Consider the following 21,308-nt stretch of genomic DNA (forward strand, 5'->3'; position numbering starts at 1 on the left):
CAGGTTCGTCCCCATGGGTGAACGCACCGAGATCCCGGACGACTGGGAGCGCGGATTCGCCGAGGCGAACGGCGTCGAGCTACACTACTGTCGCGCGGGCGGGCAGGGGCCGCCGTTCGTCGTCTCCCACGGGTTCTCCGACGACGGGTACTGTCGGCTCGGCCTCGCCCGCGAACTCGCGGACGACTACGACGTGGTGCTGTACGACGCTCGCGGCCACGGCCGGTCCGGCGCCCCCGACGAGGCCTACGGGCCCCACGAGCGGGCGACCGACCTGCTCGGACTGCTCGACGCGCTCGCTGTCGAGGACCCGGTCCTCTTCGGCCACTCGATGGGCGCCGACACGGTCGCGGCGGCCGCGACGCGTCAACCGGACCGGCCGCGCGCCGTCGTCCTCGAAGACCCCGTCTGGCGGGTCGAGGGCAGCGACGGTCCCGGCGGTGGGTCCGAGGACGAGGGACGCGGAGCGGACCTGGCGGCGCAGATCGAACGGTGGCAGGACGCCAGCGTCGAGGCGGTCTTCGAGGACGAGGCGTGGCTCGGCGACCTCGCCGAGTCGGGGCGGCCCGGCCTGGCGCACCGACTGGCCGAGGCCAGGCGTCGGCTCCGCCCCGAGGTCACGCGCGTCTTCGAGGCCGGGATGCTCGACCACGCCGATGTCAACGGAGACATCGAGGCGCCGACGCTGGTCCTGAAGGCCGACGCCGAGGGGGCGGTGCGCGAGCGGGAACGGGCGATAGCCGACCACCTGCCGGACGGCCGACTCGTCCACGTCGAGGGCGCGGGCCACACGGTCTTCTGGGACGAGCGCGAGCGCGCGACCGAGGAACTCCGGTCGTTCCTCGGGACGGTCTGAACGCGGGCGCGAGCGGCGTCCGGGCCACAGTGCGGTGGCACCATCGGCGCGGCGCCACCACCGGTGCGACGGACTGCCGATACCCACAGAGTGACTTCCCCCCGGCGAGACGGCTCCCGCATGTCGTACGAGAACCCCGTCCTCCCGGGTTTCCACCCGGACCCGACGGTCTGCCGAGTCGACGATACGTTCTACCTGGCGACCAGTTCCTTCGGGTACGCGCCCGGCGTCCCGCTGTACCGGAGCCGGAACCTCGCCGACTGGGAACCGATCGGGCACGCGCTGACCCGCGAGTCCCAGCTCCCGCTGGACGAGGCCGGCGCCTCGGGAGGCATCTTCGCGCCGACGCTGCGCCACCACGAGGGGACCTTCTACCTCGTCACCACGAACGTCAGCGGGGGCGGGCACTTCTTCGTGACCGCCGAGGACCCCGCGGGGGAGTGGTCGGAGCCGACCTGGGTCGACGCGCCGGGGTTCGACCCCGATCTCTTCTGGGACGAGGGGACCTGCTATTTCACCTACCACGTCGACGACCCGGACGCGCCCGTCCAGCAGGCCGAAATCGACCCGGAGACGGGCGAACTCGGCGAGTCCCACACGGTCTGGACGGGGTACCGGGACCCCTACGCCGAGGCGCCGCACGTCTACGAGCGCGACGGCACCTACTACCTGCTCGCCGCGGAGGGCGGCACCCACGCCGGCCACATGGTCGTCGCGGCGCGGGCCGACGACCCGACCGGGCCGTACGAACCGCACCCGGACAACCCGGTCCTCACCCACTGGGGGCGGCCGCGCGACGCGATCAGGGCCGTCGGCCACGCCGACCTCGTGCGGGACGGCGACGGGCAGTGGTGGCTGGTCTGCCTGGGGATCCGCCAGCACAGCATGTGGCCGCGCTACCACCACCTCGGCCGCGAGACGTTCCTCGCGCCCGTCTCCTGGGAGGACGGGTGGCCGGTGGTCAACGGCGGGGAGCCCATCGAGACGGAGATGGCGGCGCCGCTCCCCGGCGAGCGGCGGACGGAGCCGACGGCCGTCGAACGCACGGAGACGACCTTCGACGGCGGTCTGGGCGTCGAGTGGCAGTTCCGCGGCCACCCGGATCGCGAGCGCTTCGAGACGGGCGCGGAGGGCCTCACCCTCCACGGGGGTCCGGAGACGCTGGACGAACCGGGCGCCACGTTCGTCGGCCGGCGACAGACGGCCTTCGACTGTCGCGCCGAGGCGACGCTCGCGTTCGACCCCGCCGAGGGCGAGGAGGCCGGCCTGGCCGTCTTCGCGAACGACCGCCACCACTACCAGGTAGGCGTCACGCGACGCGACGGCCGCCGGGAGGCCGTCGTCCGACTCCGGATCGGCGACGCGACGGACGTGGTCGCGCGCAGGCCGGTCGGCGCGAGAGCCGACCTCGCGGTGGCGGCCGAGACCGAACGGTACCGGTTCCTCGCGGACGGGGACGAACTCGCGACGGCGTCGACGCGGTACGTCTCGACGGAGGTGGCCGACGGATTCCTGGGCGTCACGGTCGGCCCGTACGCCACCGGTCGCGGACGGACCTGCGAGGACCCCGCCCTGGTCGAGCAGTTCGTCTACGAATCGCTGTAAGCGGAGTCGGCGCCTCGGACCCGCCGGCGGTCGCTCGCCGTGAGCAGTCGTCGGGGCCGGTCCGGGACTACTCCCCGAACCCGAAGACCTCGCGCTGGTTCTCGAACACGACCCGCCGGATGTCCGCGGGGTCGATCCCGTAGCGGTACAGTTCGAATATCGCTCGCTTGAGCGCGAAGGGGTCCGTTCTGAGGACGTTCGCGCAGTCGGTGTCGACCATGACCCGGTCGGGGCCCCAGCGGTCGATGGCGTCGGCAACGTCCGCCGCGTCGACGCCGACCAGCCAGGAGTGGCCGATGGTGAAACTCGCGTAGCAGTCGGTCTCCTCCATGAGGTACTCGATGTTGTCTGGATCGGCGTGGGAGGCGACGACCCGTTCCTCGGACAGTCCGGCGTCGTTGGCGGCTTCCACGTCGATCTTCACGGCTTCCAGGTGCGGGTTCTCGCCCTCGATGACGGGCTCCTGCCCGAGCGCGGTGTTCTTCTCGTAGCCGGGGGTGCCGCCGGTCGGCCGAGTGTACTCCCGTTTCGAGTCCGTCCCGGTGTTGGGCGTGTGGAGGATGACCGGCAGGTCGTGGTCGGCCGCCAGCGCCATCTGGGCCTCGACGACGGCACGCTGCTCGTCCAGGCCCCAGGCCTCCGCGTGCTGGGCGGGCGTGACGCCCGTCTCGCCGACCGTGACGACCTCGTCGAGTTCGCAGTAGTCGGCCATCGCGTCGAGCAGCTCGTCGGGGTTCTCGATGCGGACGCCGGTGTGGATGCCCAGCCCGAGTTTCGCCTCGAAGAAGTGGTCGCGCTCGATGGCCGCCCGGCGGTTGATCGCGTCGTCCCAGAGGTAGCGCACGTCCTCGGCGCGGACGGGCTTGTATGGGGTCCAGTGGTACCCCGAGGAGACCATGATCATCCCCTCGCAGCCCGACAGCGCGTAGCGCTCGCGGTCGGCCCACGAGAGCGTGTGGGCGTGGTTGTGCGCGTCGATCCACGGCAGGTTCAGCAGTTCCGTCGGCGGGTCGACCCGGTCGGCGTCGTCGAGATACGACGCGTCGGTCGGCCGCCGCGTCGGCTGTGGTCGTGTCATAGTGGTGTGGTGGTCGTCCGGCTTGCGCGGCGGTCGCACGCCGCGCTCGGCGGTCGCCCGGTCCGCTCGCCGGTCCTCCGGCAGCGGGCGAGTCGCCGCGCGGGTGTCGCCTCTCCCGTCCCTTCGCTCGCCTCGCACTTAGCGTTTTACAGCCTGGTAAACCTTTATGAGCGGCCGATCCTTTTGTGGTACTGTATGACACTGTTGATCGGGACAGACGCGGGACTGCACCGGGTCGACGACCTGCCGTTCGACGAGGGCGAGGCCGAGCGGGTGCTCGACTGCGGGGTGGTGACGGCGGTGAAGACCTTCGACGCCGTCGACGGCGTGTTCGTCGCCGCCTCCGAGGGAGCGTATCGGTCGACCGACGGCGGCGACACGTGGGAGGATCTCGGGGTGCCCATCGGCGACCGCTTCTGGCACGCCGGGACGAGCGAGGTGTGGTCGATCCTCGGGACCGACGACGCGCTCTACGCCGGCACGAACGACCCCTACGTCTTCCGCTCGACCGACGAGGGCGAGACGTGGTCGGAACTGAAGGGCTTCCGTGACCTCCCGTCGCGGGGCCACTGGGAGTCGCCCATCGACCCCCACTACGCGCGACTGCGGGTGCTCGAACAGGTACCGGGTCGCCCCGAGCGACTGATCGCGGGCGTCGAGGCCGGCGGCATCCACCTCAGCGACGACGGCGGCCAGACCTGGACGGACAGGCGGGACACCATCGTCGACGACGTGCATCAGGTACTCCCCATCTCGGAGGACGTGTGGCTGGCGACGACCGGGTACCTCGACCACAACCTGGAGAACCTGGGACTGGGCCACGCCGTCGGGGAGGGGGGCCTCTGGCGGACGGTCGACGCCGGCGACTCCTGGACCCGCCTCGACAGGGGCAACGACTTCTCGTACATCCGGCGGGTGTTCGTCCACGACGGCCGGGTGTTCTTCTGCGGCGGCGAGGAGGCCCCGCCCGCGTGGGTCGAGGACGAACACGAGGTGGCGCTGTTCGAGTCGACCAACTTCGGCCGCGACTTCGAGCGGGTGGCGTTCCCCGGCGAACCACACGAGGTGATCGAGACCTGGGCAGTCTACGAGGGGAGCGTCGTCTGCGGGTCGGGGCTGTTCGACGTGCCCGACGCCCGCGACGACGTGCGCGGCCGGGTCATGCGCCGGACCGACGGCGAGTACGAGACCGTCGGCCGCGTCGACGCCAACGTCAGCCGGATCGAGGCGATCTGAGTATGGGGGACGCACAGTCTTCCCCGCCCTCGGCGCTCGGTCGCCTGCTGTACAGCGGGGTACTGGCGTACATGGCACTGGACGGGTTCCGGAACAACGAGAAACGCGTCGCGGTCGCCGAGGAGAGCGGCGTCCCGATGCCGGACGTGATGGTCCCGTTCGTCACCGGGATGCTGTTCGTCGCCAACCTCGGGATCGCCCTCTGGAAGTACCCCCGAGCGTCGGCCGGCGCGCTGGTCGTCTTCTTCCTCGGGACCACGCCCGTCATCCACAACTTCTGGACGATGGAGGGCACGGAGCGCCAGGGTAACAAGATCAACTTCCTGAAGAACCTCGCCCTGCTCGGCGGCGCCGTCGTCCTCCTCGAGGCGGCCGACCGCCAGCAACGCGAGGAGTGACCGGCTGACGGCCTCTCGACACGCCGTTCACGACCGTTCGCAACTACCAGCCAGCCGAACCGGCCGCGATTGCCGGTTTTTACTGGATGGTAAAACATATCCCGCGACGGTCCGCAGGGTCGGGTATGGTAGACGTAGCAGTCGTCGGCGGCGGTCCCGCCGGCCTGAGCGCAGGACTGTACGCGGCGAAAAACGACCTGGAGACCGTGGTCTTCGACACCGACGAGTCGTGGATGCACAAGGCCCACCTGTTCAACTACCCGGCGATCCGCTCGATCAGCGGCGACGAATTCCTCGAAGTCACCCGCGGGCAGGTCGAGGACCGGGGCGCCGAGCTCGAAGACGCGGAGGTGACGGCCGTCGAGGCGGACGGCGACGGGTTCGCCGTCCACACCGACGACGAGGAGCACGCCGCCGACTACGTCGTGCTGGCGACCGGCGGCGACCGGAGCCTAGCCGAGGACCTGGGCTGCGAGTTCACCGACGAGGACGTGGTCGACGTGACCGTCGACATGGAGACCTCCGTCGACGGCGTCTACGCCACCGGCGCGATGGGTCGCGCCGAGAAGTGGCAGGCCGTCATCGCCGCCGGCGACGGCGCCGCCGCGGTGCTGGACATCCTCTCGAAGGAGAGAGGCGAGTACTACCACGACTTCGACATGCCGTCGGACGTGCCCGACCTGTAGGTCGACCGTCGCCCCCCGCCCTCCCTTTCCGTCCCCCCACTCGCCGCCCCATCGGCGCCCCGTACGACCGCCTGGATTTATCATCGTCGTCCGTGAACGTAGCGCCATGACCGATCTCGTGGTCGGGACGGACACGGTCGAATCGAGCGAGGCGCTGTCGTCGTACCTGCGGCGGGTCGTCGAACCGGAGGACACGATCTACGTCGTCAACTCCCTGGAGGGCGGCGAGGACACGAGCGGCGACGACGTGCGCGCCGGCGAGGAGGCCATCGAGGCCGTCGTCGACGCCCTGGAGGACCTGGCGGTCACCGTCGAGACCCACCAGTTCGTCCGCGGCAACGAACCCGTCGAGGACCTGATGACCTTCGCGGGGGAGGTCGACGCCGACGAGTTCGTCGTCGGCATCCGCAAGCGCACGCCGGTCGGGAAGGTCGTCTTCGGCTCGACCGGCCAGAACCTCCTGCTCGGGACCGACCGCCCGGTGCGCTGCGTCCCGCTGGTCGAATCGTAGGGCCCAGCGCCCGGCGGGCCCGCAACGCGCGGGACGCGTGCGGTCGGCGGCGACGCCGCGCCGCCGAGGCGCCACCAGTCCGCCACAAGACTGATTCCGCGGTTCTTCGAAGCGGTGGCCACGTCGACACATGCCCTCCGCCCCCCGGTGGTTCCCGACCGACTGGCAGGTCTGGCACGCGGCGACCCTGGTCTCGCTCGCGATGTGGGTCCTCGTCTACACGAACCGGTTCCGGCTGATGAGCCGCCTCCAGGCGGTGGCCTGGTCGCTCCACGGGACGGTCCCCGGCGTCCCGCAGGCGAGTATGGATCAGGTGCGGCCGGTCGTGGAGGTCCTCGTCGCGATGTGGTTTCCCGTCGCCCTCTGTACGTTCTTCCTCGGGTTCCTCGCGTTCCACGCCGAGGCAGAGCGGCGCCGCGCGGCCGACGAGGCGCGCTGACCCCGCCCGAAGGCGTTCTCCGCAAGGATTAGGAGGGGCACCCGTGAAGCGTCGGCCATGACACGCGAGAACCTCGCGGACGCGAGCACGACACTCGAATCGGCGGCCGACGAGACGAGCGACGACGACGCGGCCGAGCGCCTGTCCAGCCTCGCCGACCAGCTCGACACGCTGGCCACCCGCGACCGCGACCCCGACCACGGCCGCCTCGCCCGCATCGAGAACGCGCTCAACGACCTCGAAGACTCCGACGTGGGCGAACAGGTCCAGTCCGCCCACGAGTCGGTCGTCGCCTTCCGCGAGACCGTCGAGGGCGTCTAGGAACCATCTTTTTCCCGCCCGGGTTTCCTCGGTCGCCAAAGGCGACCTGCGGGGAACCCGGGCGGCAAAAACATGGGTGAAAAACCGGACGACTCGGTCGCGTCGCTCCCTCGCGTCCGGCGAACCGGCGCTCCGCGCCGGATGCTCAGTGCAGGTAGTAAACGTAACGTTCAGTACAGCCTGAGGCTTCAACAGAGAAGCAGCTGATGCCGATAGGAAATTTCTTCACTGTTGTCGATTTTGGAGTACGATATGACTGGAGACTGGAGCCGCCGTCGACTTCTCAGAGTACTCTCTCTCGCTGCGGTCGGCTCTACAGTCGGCTGTCAAAATATGGGTGATACTACTTCACAAACCGTTGGGAGTGAGAGCAGTCCCACCGAAACAACGTCGGGAATATCTCCCGAGACGGACACACCGACGGAGACACCCACTGCTACACCGACGGAGACAGCGACGGCGACGCCGACTGATACGCCCACTGCCACACCGACTGATTCTGACTCTCTCTACGACCAGTTAGTGGGCAAGACCGCTTCTGAAATCGAAGTGGGGCAAACACCACAGGAGTACTACGACTCCACAGTCAACGAAGTAGCCAATAGCCACGCTCTCGACATCGACATCGACACAGACCAAGCCTACGAGGAACAAGTACGAAAAGCCGCTATCGAAGGAGCAAAAATCGGATTCCACTCAGTCAACAGAGACGACTCAACAGACTTCCCAGTCTCCACACACATCACAGCAATGGCCGCAGTCGTCGAAAACATAGAAGACTTCAATTTTGAAGATGGAAACATAGCAGCAGCACACAGAGTCTACGCAGTCGGTCAACAACCAGGACTCATCCTCGAATACACTAATCCAGACACCGACGAACAACACCAAGACCTCCTCACACCAATAGGCGACAGAACCAGCCGAAACCAACACCTCGACACAAACTGGACAACAGAAAACGACGGATTTTGGAACGACCATCCAGCAGAAAGCCACATTTTAGATGCGAGTGTGTATGAAGCTGGATTTGAACAAATATCCCCTCAGAACTGGGCAGAACCAGAATCTCCGAAAGAAGAATTCAGTGCAATACCATACAATAGTAATAAAATTGACGTCGGGATTATGCCATATAGCTGGGATGCTTGGTACGTTGCTGAAGAAAAAGTTACAGAAGGCAACGCGAAGGACTTCTTTGACGATATAACCAAGATAGCGAATGCAATGCCAGCAGGAAACTTCGCATTTGGATATGACGAGGAAGCGGATGGGTTCACTGTCGGAGCAGTCTACGACGACAGTGAATACGAAGAGATGAATCCATTCCAGAACTTGGAATGGCCGAGAGAAGGATCACCCACGACAACAACTTCCTCCTAATGTTCCCTATCGGGTTGTCTTTGAAGATACCGCCAACCAGAGAGCAACTCGGAAAAATTGATATCCCGAATTTCTCCTCACCGAATCGCTCAATACGCACGCAGAACAGAGCGAACGACTCGCACGTCGAACGGAAACGGCGGATATCGGACAAGCCAACACCCGAAGGGGAAAAGAGCGGAAGCCTCGCGGTCTGACAGCACCTCCGAGAAACGGGCCAGACTTACTCGACCACCTCGCCGTCGGCGGTGGCGACCGTGTCGCCGTCGTGGCGAACCGTGACCTCGAAGGTCGAACCCGCCGGTACAGCGCTCATGTTCACCGCGGCGCTGAACCGACCGTCTTCAGTCACGGTCGCCGCGGCGCTCTTGAGGAACGGACTGGAGTCGCCCGCCGACCGGAGCCGGATGGTCACCTCCGTCCCCGCCGGCAGGTCGGTCTCGCCGGCGATCGACCGGTCCGACGCCGGTTCGAGCGTCAGCGCGTCCCCGTCGTAGTCGAGGGTCGTGTTGTGGTCCTCGTCGGCGACCGGACTGGTGTCGTTGACGGGCACCATCGTCAGGTTGCCCTGGCTCGTGTTCGTCGTCGACACCACGTTGTCCCCGCCGATGACGACGCCCTCGGCGGACGCGAGGTCCGCGCCGTCGTGGCGGGCGACGGCCTCGAAGGTCGTCCCGTTGTCGACGCCGACCAGGTCGACCTCGGCGACGAAGGTGCCGTCCTCGTCGACCGTCGCCGTCCGCTGGACGAGGAACGGCGACGCGCCCGCCGTCGAGGTCAGTCGGACGGTCAGCTCGCTCCCGGGCGCCAGGGCCGTCTCGCCGCGCACGGTCGCGTTTTCGAGCGCCGCGACCGCGAGCCGGTCGCCGTCGTAGACGAAGGCGGTGCCCGACTCGGCGTCCCCGGAACCGTCTGTCGGCGTGACGCCCGCGACGGCGCTGACGCGGGCGCTCACGTTCGCCAGCTCGGCGCCGTCGCGGACGACCGTCACCCAGGCAGAGGCGTCCTCGGAGACGTGTGAGAGGTCGACGGTCGCCGAGAACGCGCCGTCCTCGGCGACGGTCGTCGACTCGGAGACGAGGAACGGACTGTCCCCGTCCGAGACGACCCGCACCGCGAGTTCCGTCTCGGGCGACAGGTCCGTCTCGCCGGCGATGGTCTGGTTCGGCGCGCCGTCCAGCGAGAGATGGGCGCCGTCGTGGGCGACGGTCGTCCCGTTCCCGGCGGGGCCGGGCGTCGCGGTCGAGTCGGCGGGGCCGTCGCCCCCGAGCGGGACGCCGCCGGCCGACACCGCGGCGACGGCGGCCACGAGGACCACCGCGACGGCGCCGACGGTGCCGTAGGTGCGGTTCACCGGATCACCCCCGTTGTGACGCGGGAGGGCTGTCCGCGGTCGGACCACAGGGGGCCGACCGCCTCGGTTCGGTCGCGGGGTGGGCGGTCTGCGTGCATCCCACCACCGGCTACGGCCGACCGGTAAGTATCCCCGACGAATGGTTAAATCTCGGTTTGAGCGGCGTCAGACGAGCTACCGGGGCCTCGTCCGGCGGCTCACTCCATCGTGACGTGCTGGCAGTCCGCCTCGACCCGGATACCCGGGGACCCGTCCTCGCCGGTCTCTATCCAGACCTCGATCCCCGACCGGTTCGGGTCGTCGCAGGGGAGTTCCGGCTGCTCGAAGCCGGGCCAGTCGCGCTCGAAGCGGGACCCGTCGACGGTCACGACGACGGCCTCGGGCTCGGCCGAGTCGGGGAACGGCGCGTCCTCGTCGGCCTCGTTGTCGTCCGAGAGGCTGTACGCCCTCTCGAAGACGGTCTCGCCGGAGGCGTCGGTGACCGTGACCGACACCTCGTAGGTCTCCTCGCGGTCGGCGAGATACACCGTCACCCAGTGGGCGAGCCGCGGGGACGATTCGGCCGTGCTGCAGCCGGCGGCGCCGGCGAGCGCCGCGGTCGAACTCGCGAGAAACGAGCGGCGATCCAGGGAGGGCATCGACCGGATCGGGCGCTGGCCGGCTGTTAAAAACCGCTATGAGGGATATATAGACCGCGGCGGACGGTACCGAGACGCCCGTCGGATTGCCCCCCGTCGGGCGACCTCTACCCCTCGTCCAGCAGATGGTCCGCCAGGATCGGGACGAAGGTCCCGATGTCGGTGACCATCCCGACGGCCTGGTCGCTGCCGCGGTCGAGCAGCTGGGTGACGGTGGCCGGGTTGATGTCGACGCAGACGGTCCGGGTCGTCGAGGGGAGGCAGTTGCCGACCGCGACGGAGTGCAACAGCGTCGAGAGCATGAGCACGAGGTCGGCCTCGTGGGCCTGCTCGCGGATGGCGTTCTGGGCCTCCATCGAGTCGGTGATGGTGTCCGGCAGGGGGCCGTCGTCGCGGATGGAGCCGGCGATGACGAACGGCACGTCGTTCTCGACGCACTCGTACATGACCCCCGACTCGACGGTGCCGCTCTCGACGGCTTCCTCGATGCCGCCCTCGCGGATGATCTCCGAGATGGTGTAGATGTGGTGTTTGTGGCCCTTGCGCGGGTGGTCGAGGCTCTCGGTGTCCATGCCCAGCGAGGTGCCGTACAGGTCCCGTTCGAGGTCGTGGACGGCGAAGCCGTTGCCGATCGAGAGCATGTCGACGAATCCCTCGCGGACGAGGCGAGCGAGGTCCTCGCGGGCGCCCGAGTGGATGAGCGCGGGGCCGCAGACCGCGAGCACGTCGCCGCCCTCGCGCTTGGTCTCCTCGATGGCGTCGCCGACCTGGCGGATGGTCGACTCGGAGGGGCGCTCCGAGGAGACGCCGCCCTGCATGAACCCGAAGGCGCCCTCGCGGTCGCGGGGGCGCTCGGGCGGGCTGACGCGGATGCCCGTCTCGCCGGTGACGATGGCATCGCCTTCCTCGACGCCGCTGAGGACCTCTGTGTAGGCGCGGGGGCCACCGTCCTCCCCTTCGCGGTCCTCGACGATCACGGCGCAGTCCATCTCGATGTCCTCGACCTCGACCCACTCGCCGTCGATGCGGACTTCGGTGGGGTGGTTCGTGGTGGAGTAGAACCCGTAGGGGACGACCTTGTCCTTGGGGGCGCGCTGGAGCGTGGCGTCTTTCGGGTCGGAGGGGTTGGCGCCGTTCTGGTGGAGTTCGTGGACGATCGACTGGAGCGTCTCCTCGTCGTCGGCCTCGACGAGCAGGCGGGCGTAGGACTCCTCGGTCTTCTCGCGGCCGATGGCGAACTCCTCGACCTCGAAGGAGCCGCCCATGTCCATGATGATGCCGAAACAGGCCTGCATCATCCCCGAGTCGATGATGTGACCCTCCAGTTCGACCTCGCGCGCGGCAGTCATGCCCGGAGCCACGGCGGGGGCGAGTAAGTCGTTTTGGATGGGCGCCGACCGCGACCGCCGAGTCCCCGCCCGCATCGATCCGCTTACGTCCGGCCCGCCCCAACTCCGGACGATGGACTACGGAGACATCGCGCTCGCGCTCGCACTGCTCGTCGGGATCGCGCTGACCGGCCAGGTCGCGGGCCTCGTCGAGTCGGCGGGCTTCGAGGGCCTCGGTAGCCTCGTCTGGCCGGTCGGCTACGGGAGCGTCGTCCTCGCCGCGTGGTACGTCTGGATCCGCCCGATGGACCTGGGCGCCCGCGACCCCGACGGCACCGACCTCTGGGAGGCCGACGAGGAGTCGACCGACCCGGACCGATAGGCGAAGTTGTTAACCGAACGCGCTCGTTTTAGCAAACTGTAGTAATTCACCCCCGGTTCGTAGCAGCGGGGTTAATACGTCCCGGCGGTCTAGGTCCGAGTAATGACGGACGACCCGAACCGGTCCGGCGACCGAAGCGGCCCCGAGAGCGCCGGAACCGGCGCCGGGGACCCTCGTCGCGCCGACGACGCCGGCGGCGTCAGTGACGACTCCGGCGGCACCGATGGTGCCAGTGCCGACGCCGCGGACGCCGCCGACACCGGGGAGGCGTGCTGCGAGTCCGACGGCTGCGAGGGGTCGGCTGCCCCGGCTGCCGACGCGGACGACGGCGGGGTCGCCGAGGGGACGACGGTGCGGTTCTCGGTCCCGGAGATGGACTGCTCGTCGTGTGCGAGCAAGGTCGACGCGGCGCTGTCCGACCGCGAGGGCGTCGCCGCGACGGACCTGCAGCCGACGACGGGGACGGCGAAGATCACCTTCGACACCAGCCAGACCTCCCGCTCGGACCTCGTCGCTGCGGTCGAGAGCGCCGGCTATCCGGTCGCCGACGACGGGAGCAGAAGCGCCGGCGGCGATGCGGACGACGCGGTCGGGACCGGGAGCGTCTTCCGGACCGCCCGCGCGAAGAAGACCGCGCTCAGCGGCCTCGCCCTCGGGCTCGGCCTGCTCGTCCAGTTCGGGCTCCCCGGGCTGAACACCGCTCTCGTCGCGGCCGCGGGCCGGGAGCTGCTGGTCGCGGACGCGCTGTACCTGCTGGCGGTCCTCGCCGGCGGCCAGGTGATCGTCCGCAACGGCTACTACTCGGCGAAGAATCTCAGCCTCGACATCGACTTCCTGATGTCGGTCGCCATCCTGAGCGCGGCGGGGATCTCGCTGGCCGTCCCCGGCCTGCACTTCTACGTCGAGGCGGCGTCGCTGGCCTTCCTCTTCAACGTCGCCGAGCTGCTGGAGCGGTACTCGGTCGACCGCGCCCGCAACTCGCTGGAGGAGCTGCTGACGCTCTCCCCGGACATCGCCACGGTCCGCCGGACCGGACCCGACGGCGAGCCCGAGCGGGAGGAGGTCCCCGTCGAGGACGTGGCCGTCGGCGAGACCGTCCTCGTGGAGCCCGGCGAGAAGATCCCGATGGACGGCACCGTGACGGAGGGATCGAGCGCGGTCAACCAGGCGCCGATCACCGGGGAGAGCGTCCCCGTGGACAAGGAGCCCGGCGACGAGGTGTTCGCGGGGACGATCAACGAGCAGGGGTTCCTGGCGGTGGAGACGACCGCCGCGGCGGGCGACACGACCATCGACCGGATCGTCGAACTCGTCGAGGACGCACAGGCGAACAAGACCGAGCGCGAGCAGTTCGTCGAGCGGTTCGCCGACTACTACACGCCCGCGGTGGTCGTCGCCGCCCTGCTGGCCACGTTCGTCGCCCCGCTGGTCTTCAGCGGCGGCTGGGCGACGTGGTTCGTCCGCGGCATCTCCCTGCTGGTCATCGCCTGCCCGTGCGCGTTCGTCATCTCGACGCCCGTGACGGTGGTCTCGGGCGTCACGAGCGCGGCGAAGAACGGCGTGCTGATCAAGGGCGGCAACCACCTGGAAGCGATGGGCGACGTGGACGCCGTCGCCTTCGACAAGACGGGGACCCTGACGACCGGCGAGCTGTCGGTGACCGACGTGGTGGGGCTGAACGGCAACGACGAGGCCGACGTGTTGCAGTGCGCCCGCGCCATCGAGCGCCGGAGCGAACACCCCATCGGCGACGCCATCGTCGCCCACGCCGACGAACGGGGAGTCGCGGACCGCGAGGTGACCGACTTCGAGTCGATCACCGGCAGGGGCGTCCGCGCGGACCTGGACGGTCGGACCCACTACGCCGGCAAGCCCGGTCTCTTCGAGGACCTGGGGTTCGAGCTGGACCACGTCCACCTGAGCGGCGACGAGACGATGACCGACGGCGGTCTCGCGAGCGACGGGAACGAGACCTCGTCGGACCGCCGGTCCGACGGCGGGGTCGCGGTCGAGCGCGCGAAGCGGCCCTGCCCGGACCGCGACGACTGCGTCGACCTCTGGGAGACGGTCCCGCGGCTCCAGTCTCAGGGGAAGACGGTCGTGCTCGTCGGCACCGACGAGGAGATCGAGGGGCTGGTCGCCATCGCCGACGAGGTGCGCCCGGAGGCCCGCTGGACGGTCGAGCGCCTGCGCGAGCAGGGCGTCGACCACCTCGCGATGCTCACCGGCGACAACGAGCGGACGGCCCGCGCGGCGGCCGAGCAGGTCGGCGTCGACGCGTTCCACGCCGACCTGCTCCCCGACGAGAAGGTCGACCGGGTCGAGGCGCTCCGCGAGGAGTACGACACCGTCGCGATGGTCGGCGACGGTATCAACGACGCGCCCGCGCTGGCGACCGCCACCGTCGGGATCGCGATGGGCGCCGCGGGGACCGACACCGCCCTCGAGACCGCCGACGTGGCGCTGATGGGCGACGACCTCTCGAAGCTCCCCTACCTCCACCGGCTCGCCCGGACCGGCAACGGGATCATCCGCCAGAACGTCTGGGGGAGCCTCCTCGTCAAGGCCGCGCTCGCCGTCGCCATCCCGCTGCCGTTCGTCGCCGTCCCCCTCTGGTTCGTCGTCCTCGCCGGCGACGTGGGCATGACCACCGCCGTCACAGCCAACGCCATGCGCCTCGCCCGCCTCCGCCCCGACCCCGCGACCGCCTGAGCGCGGTCCGCCGGCCCGGTCGGTGCCGCCCAGAATAATAAGAGATCGTACAAAAACAGGGAGTAAACACAGAAACTACTGTTTCCGTGATATTGATCCTCTATATTCGGTATCGGGGATAAGAGCGTCTAAAATGCGGATTCGACTCTGTTCGGCTGGTAGAAATCGCAAATTCTGACAGGATATCGTATTCGTACGATGTGCGGGAAAAACGGGGAACTGGGGTTTCTAGCGCCGGATCGAATATCTCTCTCGGAGACGGACCGATCCAGAAGTCAAAGAAAAATTTCAATAATTGGAAACGGATACTTGTGGTCGAGCGGGCGAGGTCGAAGCCGACGATCGGGTCGAGGTGGGGTGGTCGCAGGTCGGGGCCGTTCCGGCGACGGGTGTCGTCGTTCGGCCTTCAGGGTGTCGCAGTGGGGGACGGAGCGGCGAGCGGAAGACCTATCAGCGAGTCCGTGGTAGCCAGTGTGCATGACGAATCGACAGGACGAGCGCCCGGACAACAAGGTAGAGCGGGTCGTGCGCAAGTACGACCTGGGGGATCTGGGCCGGGAACTGGAGCGGCGGTGGACGGGCGAGGGCCGGGAGCGCCAGAGCCTGCGCGACCTCGCGGACTTCTTCAACCGGCGCGTGCTGGAGAGTGCGATGGACGAGGCGGGGGTCGTGACGCTGCAGGGGGAACTGGAGAACATCTACGAGTTGCTCACCGGCGACGACGTGACCGAGGGGGCCCGCACGCAGGCCCGCAACCGGCTCGAACGGGAGGGGATCGACGTCGACGACCTCCAGAACGACTTCGTGAGCCACTACGCCGTCCACACCTATCTGCGCGACTACCGGGACGCCGAGTACGAGGGCGGCGACGACGGCGACCAGCGCGAGAAGTCCGTCGAGACGATCCAGCGGCTCACCAGCCGGCTGAACGCGGTCACGCGGCGCAACGTCGAGAACCTCCGGTCGACCGAGCGGCTGGACATCGGCCCCGTCGACGTGATCGCGGACGTGCAGGTCGTCTGCCAGGAGTGTGGCCGCCAGGAGGACCCGATCGACCTCATCGAGCGCGGCGGCTGCCGCTGTCGAGTCGACGAGTAAGCATTACACTCGTATGTGTGTAATCGGGCCGGACGGCGCCGGGACCGGGCGGTCTCGTCGTCCGGGAGGGCCGGAACGCGAGCGGCGATGCAGTACTTTTATCCGCCACTGACGGCCACCGGTACACATGGGAGCGACTGATAGCAAGGCAAAGCCGGTAGACGTTACCGTGGAGAACGTCGGCGGGATCGACAGGACCGAGGTGTCGTTTTCGGCGGGCGTGACGATCCTCACGGGCCGCAACGCGACGAACCGCACGTCGCTGTTACAGGCCATCATGGCGGGGCTCGGGAGCGACAACGTCTCGCTCAAGGGCGACGCCGACGAGGGGCGCGTCGAGCTGACCGTCGGCGACGAGACGTACACGCGGACGCTCACCCGCCAGAACGGGACCGTGGTCACGGACGGCGACCCCTACCTGGACGACTCCGAGATCGCCGACCTCTTCGTCTTCCTGCTGGAGTCCAACGAGGCCCGCCGGGCCGTCGAGCGCACGGAGAACCTCCGCGAGCTCATCATGCGGCCGGTGGACACGGCCGCGATCGAGTCGGAGATCGACGAGCTGCAGAGCGAGCGCGACGAACTGGAGCAGCGGCTCGACGACCTCCAGTCGCTGCGCAGCTCCCTCCCGGAGCTGGAGGAGCGCCGCCAGGACCTCGAAGCGGAGATCGAGGACAAGCGCGAGGAGCTCGCCGAGAAGAAAGAGCAGATCGACGACGCCGACCAGGACCTGGGGACGACACGCGACCAGAAGGCCGAACTCGAGGACGCGCTGGAGTCGTTCCGGGAGGCCCGCTCGGACCTGGAGGACGTGCGCTACAACCTCGACAGCGAGCGCGAGAGCATCGACGCGCTGGAGTCGGAGATCGAGGAGGTCGAGTCGGAGCTGGAGGACCTCCCCGAGGAGGTGTCGGGCGACGTGAGCGAGGTCGAGGACCGCATCGGCCGGCTGCGCGACCAGCGCCAGACGCTGGACTCGACGGTCAACGAGCTCCAGAAGGTGATCCAGTTCAACGAGGAGATGCTGGAGGGGACGAGCTCGGACGTGGTCGCCGCGCTACGGGGGGAGGACGACGCCGAGGACCTGACCGAGCGGCTCGTCGACGACCGGGTGGTCTGCTGGACCTGCGGGAGCGAGGTCGACCAGGCGGACGTGGAGGAGACCCTCGACCGCATCCGCGAGCTGCGCCAGTCGAAGCTCTCGGAGCGGCAGGACCTGCAGTCGGAGATCGACGACCTGAAGACCGAGAAGGCGACCTACCAGGAGCAGAAGCGCCAGCGCTCCCAGCTCGAGGACCGCCGCCAGCGCGCCGAGTCGGAGCTCGCCCAGCGCCGCGAGCGCGTCGCGGACCTCGAGGACGAGCGCGACCGGCTGGAGGAGCGCATCGACGAGCTGGAGGCGGAGGTCAACGAGCTCCAGGACGAGACCCAGAGCGACCTGCTGGACCTCCACCGCGAGGCCAACGAACTGGAGTTCGAGATCGGGCGCCGGCAGGACGAACTGGAGGAGGTCTCCGAGGAGATCGAGCGCATCGAGGCGGAGCTGGACCGCCGGGAGGACCTGAAGGCCGAACGCGAGGAGATCCAGGACCGGATCGAGGACCTGCGCACCCGGATCGACCGCATCGAGACGGAGGCGGTCGAGCAGTTCAACGAGCACATGGAGTCGGTGCTGGAGATGCTCGGCTACGAGAACCTCGAACGGATCTGGATCGAGCGCAAACAGGAGCGCGTCAAGGAGGGGCGCCGGCGCGTCGAGAAGTCGGTCTTCGACCTCCACGTCGTCCGGAGCACCGAGGACGGGACGACCTACGAGGACTCCATCGACCACCTCAGCGAGTCCGAGCGCGAGGTGACGGGGCTCATCTTCGCGCTCGCCGGCTACCTCACCCACGACGTGTACGAGACCTGTCCGTTCCTCCTGCTGGACTCGATCGAGGCGATCGACTCCGACCGCATCGCCCGTCTCGTCGACTACGTCGCCGAGTACGCCGAGTACGTCGTCGTCGCCCTCCTCGAGGAGGACGCCCAGGCGCTCGACGACGGCTACCAGCGCGTCACCGAGGTCTGAACCCGACCCGTCCGGTCTCCGCCCCCGCACTCGCTCCCGTCCCGCCCGACGACGGCTCGCCGAACCGGCTCCGACCGCTCACCGGAGATGTTTACTCGAACCGTAGTGAATATTTGTGATCATAGACTTCTGTCGTTATATACTAATTCTGTTAGGATGTGGGACCGCGGAGCCCCTGCACGGCGAACGGGGTCCGATCCGGAGACATCATACGTGAAAAGCACACAGGAGCGAAATTTCGGCACTTCGACTATCCTCGCGGGCCGACCTGTCGGCGGTCCCGCCGACCGTACCGGAACTGGAGATCGCCGTACGGCACGGCGTACGGACCTTGAACCCGCGTTTCGAATCGCTGAACGACCCTTTCGAAAAAAGCGAAGAATGCGTACTTCATCGGAACGAACAGATCGCGTAGTATTCTGTAAGACGGATACGACCGGCGGGACCGTGCGGTACGGACGGCTCCCGATCGCGGGCGGGCGGAGAAAGGACGCGGCCGGGAGTGTCGCGTCGGGCGGTCGGAGAAGGGACGGACGCGAGTGTCGCGTCGGGCGGTCGGAGGATGGGTGACGGGCTCCCGGGCGTCGCGTCGAGCGGAGGGAGGAACGGTGTGGCGTCAGGACCGGCGGGCGCGCCGGAGCCGTCGACGGAGGGCTGCGAACGGGGCGTACCGCGACCAGTAGAGTTCCGTCCCCGCCCAGGTGAGGCCGGTCAGGAGGGCGAGGGCGCCGAACGCCAGGTCGGTGAACCGGACCCAGGAGGGGGCGGCGTACAGCATCCCGTTGACCACGAGGCTCGGCGTCAGCTCCTTGAGCGCGACCCAGACGGTCTCGGCGGGGCCGCGGTCGGGGTGGGTGATGCGGCCGGCGGGCGGGACGGCGCCGGGGTCGATGTCCTCGCTGGCCGGCTGGACCAGGGGGACGCCGACGCCCGACCGGGCGCCGGACCCGCCGGCGGTCGTGCCGCGGTCGTCGCGGATCGACCGCATGCTGTACCCGCCCGTGCTCTCGTCGCCGGTGCCCAGCCGCTCGACGTCGTAGGGCATCCCGACGGTGACGTCCCAGACCACGCTCCCGTTGGGCGCGACCTCGGCGATCCGGTCGCCGTGCGTGTCGACGACCAGCGTGTTGTCGTTCGGGAGCCGGTCGGCGTCGCGGGGCCACTGGACGCGGCTGTCCCGCCAGCCCCACGAGCGGCGCCACTCGCCGTCGGCCGCCGTCGTCGCCTCGCCCGTCTCCGGGTCGACCCGCTGGTACTCCAGCACGCGGTTGTTCTCGGAGTCGGCGACGGTGATGGCGGGGCCGCCCCGCTCGGGCGGGATGTAGTCGGGGTTGTGCTGCTCGTAGAGGATGTCGTAGTTGTCCTCCTCGCCGAGCGTCCAGTCGGGGTCGACGCCCTCGCCGGGCTCGACGAACACGACCCGGTCCATGTTGCGGACGCTGACCATCAGTCGGCCGTCGGCCAGCACCTCCACGTCGTTGATGTGCGTCCAGTCGCCGGCCGCCCCGCCGGCGTCGGGGTCGAAGTACGAGGAGGCGTTCCACTCGTAGACGGTCTCGTCGGTCGTCGCGTTCACCACGCGGACGCTGTCCCGGAGAATGTCCGCGACGGCGACGTGGGTGTCGTTGATCCGGTCGACGTCGTGCCAGCGCCCGGAGTAGATCTTCGGCGTGAGCTCGCCGTAGACGGTCCGGGTCTCGCCGGTGGTCATGTTCACGCGCTCGAAGACGTTGTACGTGCAGCGCTCGGTGCTGACGTTCGCACAGGCCTCGCCGTCGCGGTGTTCGGCGGCGAGGTACTCGACGGTGTAGGGCTGCCCCTCGACGGGGTCGACGTCGAAGTACACGCGGTAGTCGTCCTCGTAGTAGGCGACCTCGCCCGAGCGGTCGAACGCGACCAGCTCGGCCTGCTCGTCGGAGGCGTAGAACCCCTGCGTGCCGACGACGGTCAGGTCGTCGTGGTCGTGTTCGGCGGGGTCGACGAGGGCGGGGCCGTCGGCGTCGCTTGCCGCGCCGTCCGGCGACCCGCCGGGGTCGGTGAGGCCGGCGCCGTCGGGGCCCGGCGAGACCTCGGTGGGCGACGCTTCGGGACTCGCGACGCCGGTCGCGCCGGGTGCGGGGGACCCGTCGGCGCCGGCGAGCGCGGAGGGGTCGTCGGCGCCGGCGAGCGACCCGTGTGTGCGCGCGACGTTCGGCTCCGCCGTCGCGTAGCTGCTCGCGACCGCTCCCGCCGCGAGGACCAGCACGGCGGCCAGCAGCGCGCGAGCGAGTCGTTTGGAGGGGCCGTCCATGTCCCTCACGTGCGTAATGAACCGTTAAGTTTCTTTAGATCCCGCTTGCGAGCCGGTCACATTCGCCGGGTGCGCTCCGGTGGAACCGCACTCCCCGCGCGGCGCCCCACTCCCCGGGGCGGCGAACGGCCGGCTTACTCCCGGCCGACGAACACGTCGCTGTCGAGGCGGTCGGTCACGCGGTCGGCGAGCGCGCGGAGGTTCTCCGTGTCGTCGCGGTTGTACGACACCAGCGTCTCCAGCGCCGAGTCGTCGCCCCGCTCGTACTCGCGCCACAGCCGGACGGCGTCCTCGCCCGACAGGTCCGGCCGGTCGCGGTCGATGCCCGTCTCCCGCTCGACGGCCTTCAGCCCGCCGGTCAGCCCCAGCCGCCGGCAGGGGTACATCAGGTCGACGTGCGGCACGTCCACGTCCACGCCGAACGCCGACTCGAGGAAGGGCACGTCGAAGCGCTTGCCGTTGAACGTCACGAGCAGGTTCGCGTCGTCGAGCCGGCGCTGGAGGCGGTCGGCGGTCAGGTCTCGGCCGGCGACCAGCGTCTCGGTCTCGCCGGGGGTGTGCAGGCCGACGACCGTCACGTCGTCGCGTTGCTGGTCGAGCCCCGTCGTCTCGATGTCGAGGAAGCAGGCCTCCTCGCGGAAGTTCTCGTAACAGCGCCAGTGGCTGCCGGAGGGGAACCGCTCGCGGAAGAACGCGGCGTCGCCGTCGTCTAAGCGCTCGGCGGCCGTCGCGACGAACGACTCGATGTTCTCGGCCTGCCGGGCGCCGACGGCCGACGGGTCGAACGCGTCCCAGTGGGTGACTCCGGCCTCCCACAGCGACCGCTCGGTCCGCTCGCCCACGCCGTCGACCGGGATGAAGCTGTTCTCGATTCGCACACCCCACAGGTTCGTCCCGGCCGCCTTGTCCCTTTCGGGAGCGA

19 protein-coding genes are annotated in these 21,308 nt (G+C 68.8%); 13 read left to right on the forward strand and 6 right to left on the reverse strand.

Annotation, left to right across the window (positions count from 1 at the left end):
• Positions 1-13 precede the first annotated feature (13 nt).
• Positions 14-856, forward strand: a complete 843-nt coding sequence (locus E3328_RS15850; protein WP_135365583.1) for an alpha/beta fold hydrolase — start codon at positions 14-16, stop codon at positions 854-856.
• A 120-nt stretch (positions 857-976) separates the two neighbouring features.
• Positions 977-2,461, forward strand: a complete 1,485-nt coding sequence (locus tag E3328_RS15855) for a glycoside hydrolase family 43 protein (RefSeq protein ID WP_135365584.1) — start codon at positions 977-979, stop codon at positions 2,459-2,461.
• Between the two features lie 67 nt (positions 2,462-2,528).
• Here E3328_RS15855 and E3328_RS15860 read toward each other — a convergent pair whose 3' ends face one another.
• A complete protein-coding gene (locus E3328_RS15860; RefSeq protein WP_135365585.1) occupies positions 2,529-3,539 on the reverse strand; it encodes a TatD family hydrolase in 1,011 nt (336 codons plus the stop codon).
• A gap of 195 nt (positions 3,540-3,734) precedes the next feature.
• Here E3328_RS15860 and E3328_RS15865 point away from each other — a divergent pair, with 195 nt between their 5' ends.
• From E3328_RS15865 to E3328_RS22370, 7 genes are all read left to right on the forward strand, one after another.
• Positions 3,735-4,775, forward strand: a complete 1,041-nt coding sequence (locus E3328_RS15865; RefSeq protein ID WP_135365586.1) for a WD40/YVTN/BNR-like repeat-containing protein — start codon at positions 3,735-3,737, stop codon at positions 4,773-4,775.
• Between the two features lie 2 nt (positions 4,776-4,777).
• The gene (locus E3328_RS15870) at positions 4,778-5,173 is read left to right on the forward strand and encodes a DoxX family protein (RefSeq protein ID WP_135365587.1); all 396 of its coding nucleotides are present in this window, start codon (positions 4,778-4,780) and stop codon (positions 5,171-5,173) included.
• Between the two features lie 125 nt (positions 5,174-5,298).
• Positions 5,299-5,859 (forward strand): NAD(P)/FAD-dependent oxidoreductase, encoded by a 561-nt coding sequence (locus E3328_RS15875; protein WP_135365588.1) that lies wholly within the window; start codon positions 5,299-5,301, stop codon positions 5,857-5,859.
• A gap of 106 nt (positions 5,860-5,965) precedes the next feature.
• Entirely contained in the window at positions 5,966-6,370 is a 405-nt protein-coding gene (locus tag E3328_RS15880; RefSeq protein ID WP_135365589.1) for a universal stress protein, read from the forward strand.
• A 130-nt stretch (positions 6,371-6,500) separates the two neighbouring features.
• Positions 6,501-6,809, forward strand: a complete 309-nt coding sequence (locus tag E3328_RS15885) for a hypothetical protein (RefSeq protein WP_135365590.1) — start codon at positions 6,501-6,503, stop codon at positions 6,807-6,809.
• A gap of 57 nt (positions 6,810-6,866) precedes the next feature.
• On the forward strand, positions 6,867-7,130 hold the full coding sequence (locus E3328_RS15890) for a DUF7553 family protein (RefSeq protein WP_135365591.1): 264 nt from the start codon (positions 6,867-6,869) through the stop codon (positions 7,128-7,130).
• A gap of 252 nt (positions 7,131-7,382) precedes the next feature.
• Positions 7,383-8,513 carry a hypothetical protein gene (locus E3328_RS22370; RefSeq protein WP_209452214.1) on the forward strand — a complete coding sequence of 377 codons (1,131 nt, stop codon included), beginning with the start codon at positions 7,383-7,385 and terminating at the stop codon, positions 8,511-8,513.
• A gap of 223 nt (positions 8,514-8,736) precedes the next feature.
• Here E3328_RS22370 and E3328_RS15900 read toward each other — a convergent pair whose 3' ends face one another.
• The 3 genes from E3328_RS15900 to E3328_RS15910 form a co-directional block, all read right to left on the reverse strand.
• Positions 8,737-9,867, reverse strand: a complete 1,131-nt coding sequence (locus E3328_RS15900; protein WP_135365593.1) for a BGTF surface domain-containing protein — start codon at positions 9,865-9,867, stop codon at positions 8,737-8,739.
• A 197-nt stretch (positions 9,868-10,064) separates the two neighbouring features.
• Positions 10,065-10,505 (reverse strand): hypothetical protein, encoded by a 441-nt coding sequence (locus E3328_RS15905; protein WP_135365594.1) that lies wholly within the window; start codon positions 10,503-10,505, stop codon positions 10,065-10,067.
• A 107-nt stretch (positions 10,506-10,612) separates the two neighbouring features.
• Complete coding sequence (locus E3328_RS15910; RefSeq protein ID WP_135365595.1) at positions 10,613-11,854, reverse strand: ornithine cyclodeaminase, nickel-pincer nucleotide-dependent; 1,242 nt, start codon at positions 11,852-11,854, stop codon at positions 10,613-10,615.
• 112 nt (positions 11,855-11,966) lie between these two features.
• Between E3328_RS15910 and E3328_RS15915 the strand changes: the two genes are divergently transcribed.
• The 4 genes from E3328_RS15915 to E3328_RS15930 all read left to right on the forward strand — a co-directional run bounded on the left by E3328_RS15915 (position 11,967) and on the right by E3328_RS15930 (position 18,096).
• The gene (locus tag E3328_RS15915) at positions 11,967-12,215 is read left to right on the forward strand and encodes a DUF7996 family protein (protein WP_135365596.1); all 249 of its coding nucleotides are present in this window, start codon (positions 11,967-11,969) and stop codon (positions 12,213-12,215) included.
• A 102-nt stretch (positions 12,216-12,317) separates the two neighbouring features.
• Complete coding sequence (locus E3328_RS15920) at positions 12,318-14,927, forward strand: heavy metal translocating P-type ATPase (RefSeq protein ID WP_135365597.1); 2,610 nt, start codon at positions 12,318-12,320, stop codon at positions 14,925-14,927.
• Between the two features lie 477 nt (positions 14,928-15,404).
• Positions 15,405-16,025: a rod-determining factor RdfA gene (gene rdfA / locus E3328_RS15925; protein ID WP_135365598.1), complete on the forward strand. Its 621-nt coding sequence runs from the start codon at positions 15,405-15,407 to the stop codon at positions 16,023-16,025.
• A gap of 127 nt (positions 16,026-16,152) precedes the next feature.
• Positions 16,153-18,096 carry an archaea-specific SMC-related protein gene (locus E3328_RS15930; protein WP_135365599.1) on the forward strand — a complete coding sequence of 648 codons (1,944 nt, stop codon included), beginning with the start codon at positions 16,153-16,155 and terminating at the stop codon, positions 18,094-18,096.
• Positions 18,097-18,712: 616 nt separating this feature from the next.
• Here E3328_RS15930 and E3328_RS15935 read toward each other — a convergent pair.
• Positions 18,713-20,386: an aryl-sulfate sulfotransferase gene (locus tag E3328_RS15935; protein ID WP_135365600.1), complete on the reverse strand. Its 1,674-nt coding sequence runs from the start codon at positions 20,384-20,386 to the stop codon at positions 18,713-18,715.
• A 134-nt stretch (positions 20,387-20,520) separates the two neighbouring features.
• The gene (locus E3328_RS15940) at positions 20,521-21,264 is read right to left on the reverse strand and encodes a ribonuclease H-like domain-containing protein (RefSeq protein WP_135365601.1); all 744 of its coding nucleotides are present in this window, start codon (positions 21,262-21,264) and stop codon (positions 20,521-20,523) included.
• Positions 21,265-21,308 lie beyond the last annotated feature (44 nt).

This window comes from Halosimplex halophilum (genome assembly GCF_004698125.1).
GTDB classification, from domain to species: domain Archaea; phylum Halobacteriota; class Halobacteria; order Halobacteriales; family Haloarculaceae; genus Halosimplex; species Halosimplex halophilum.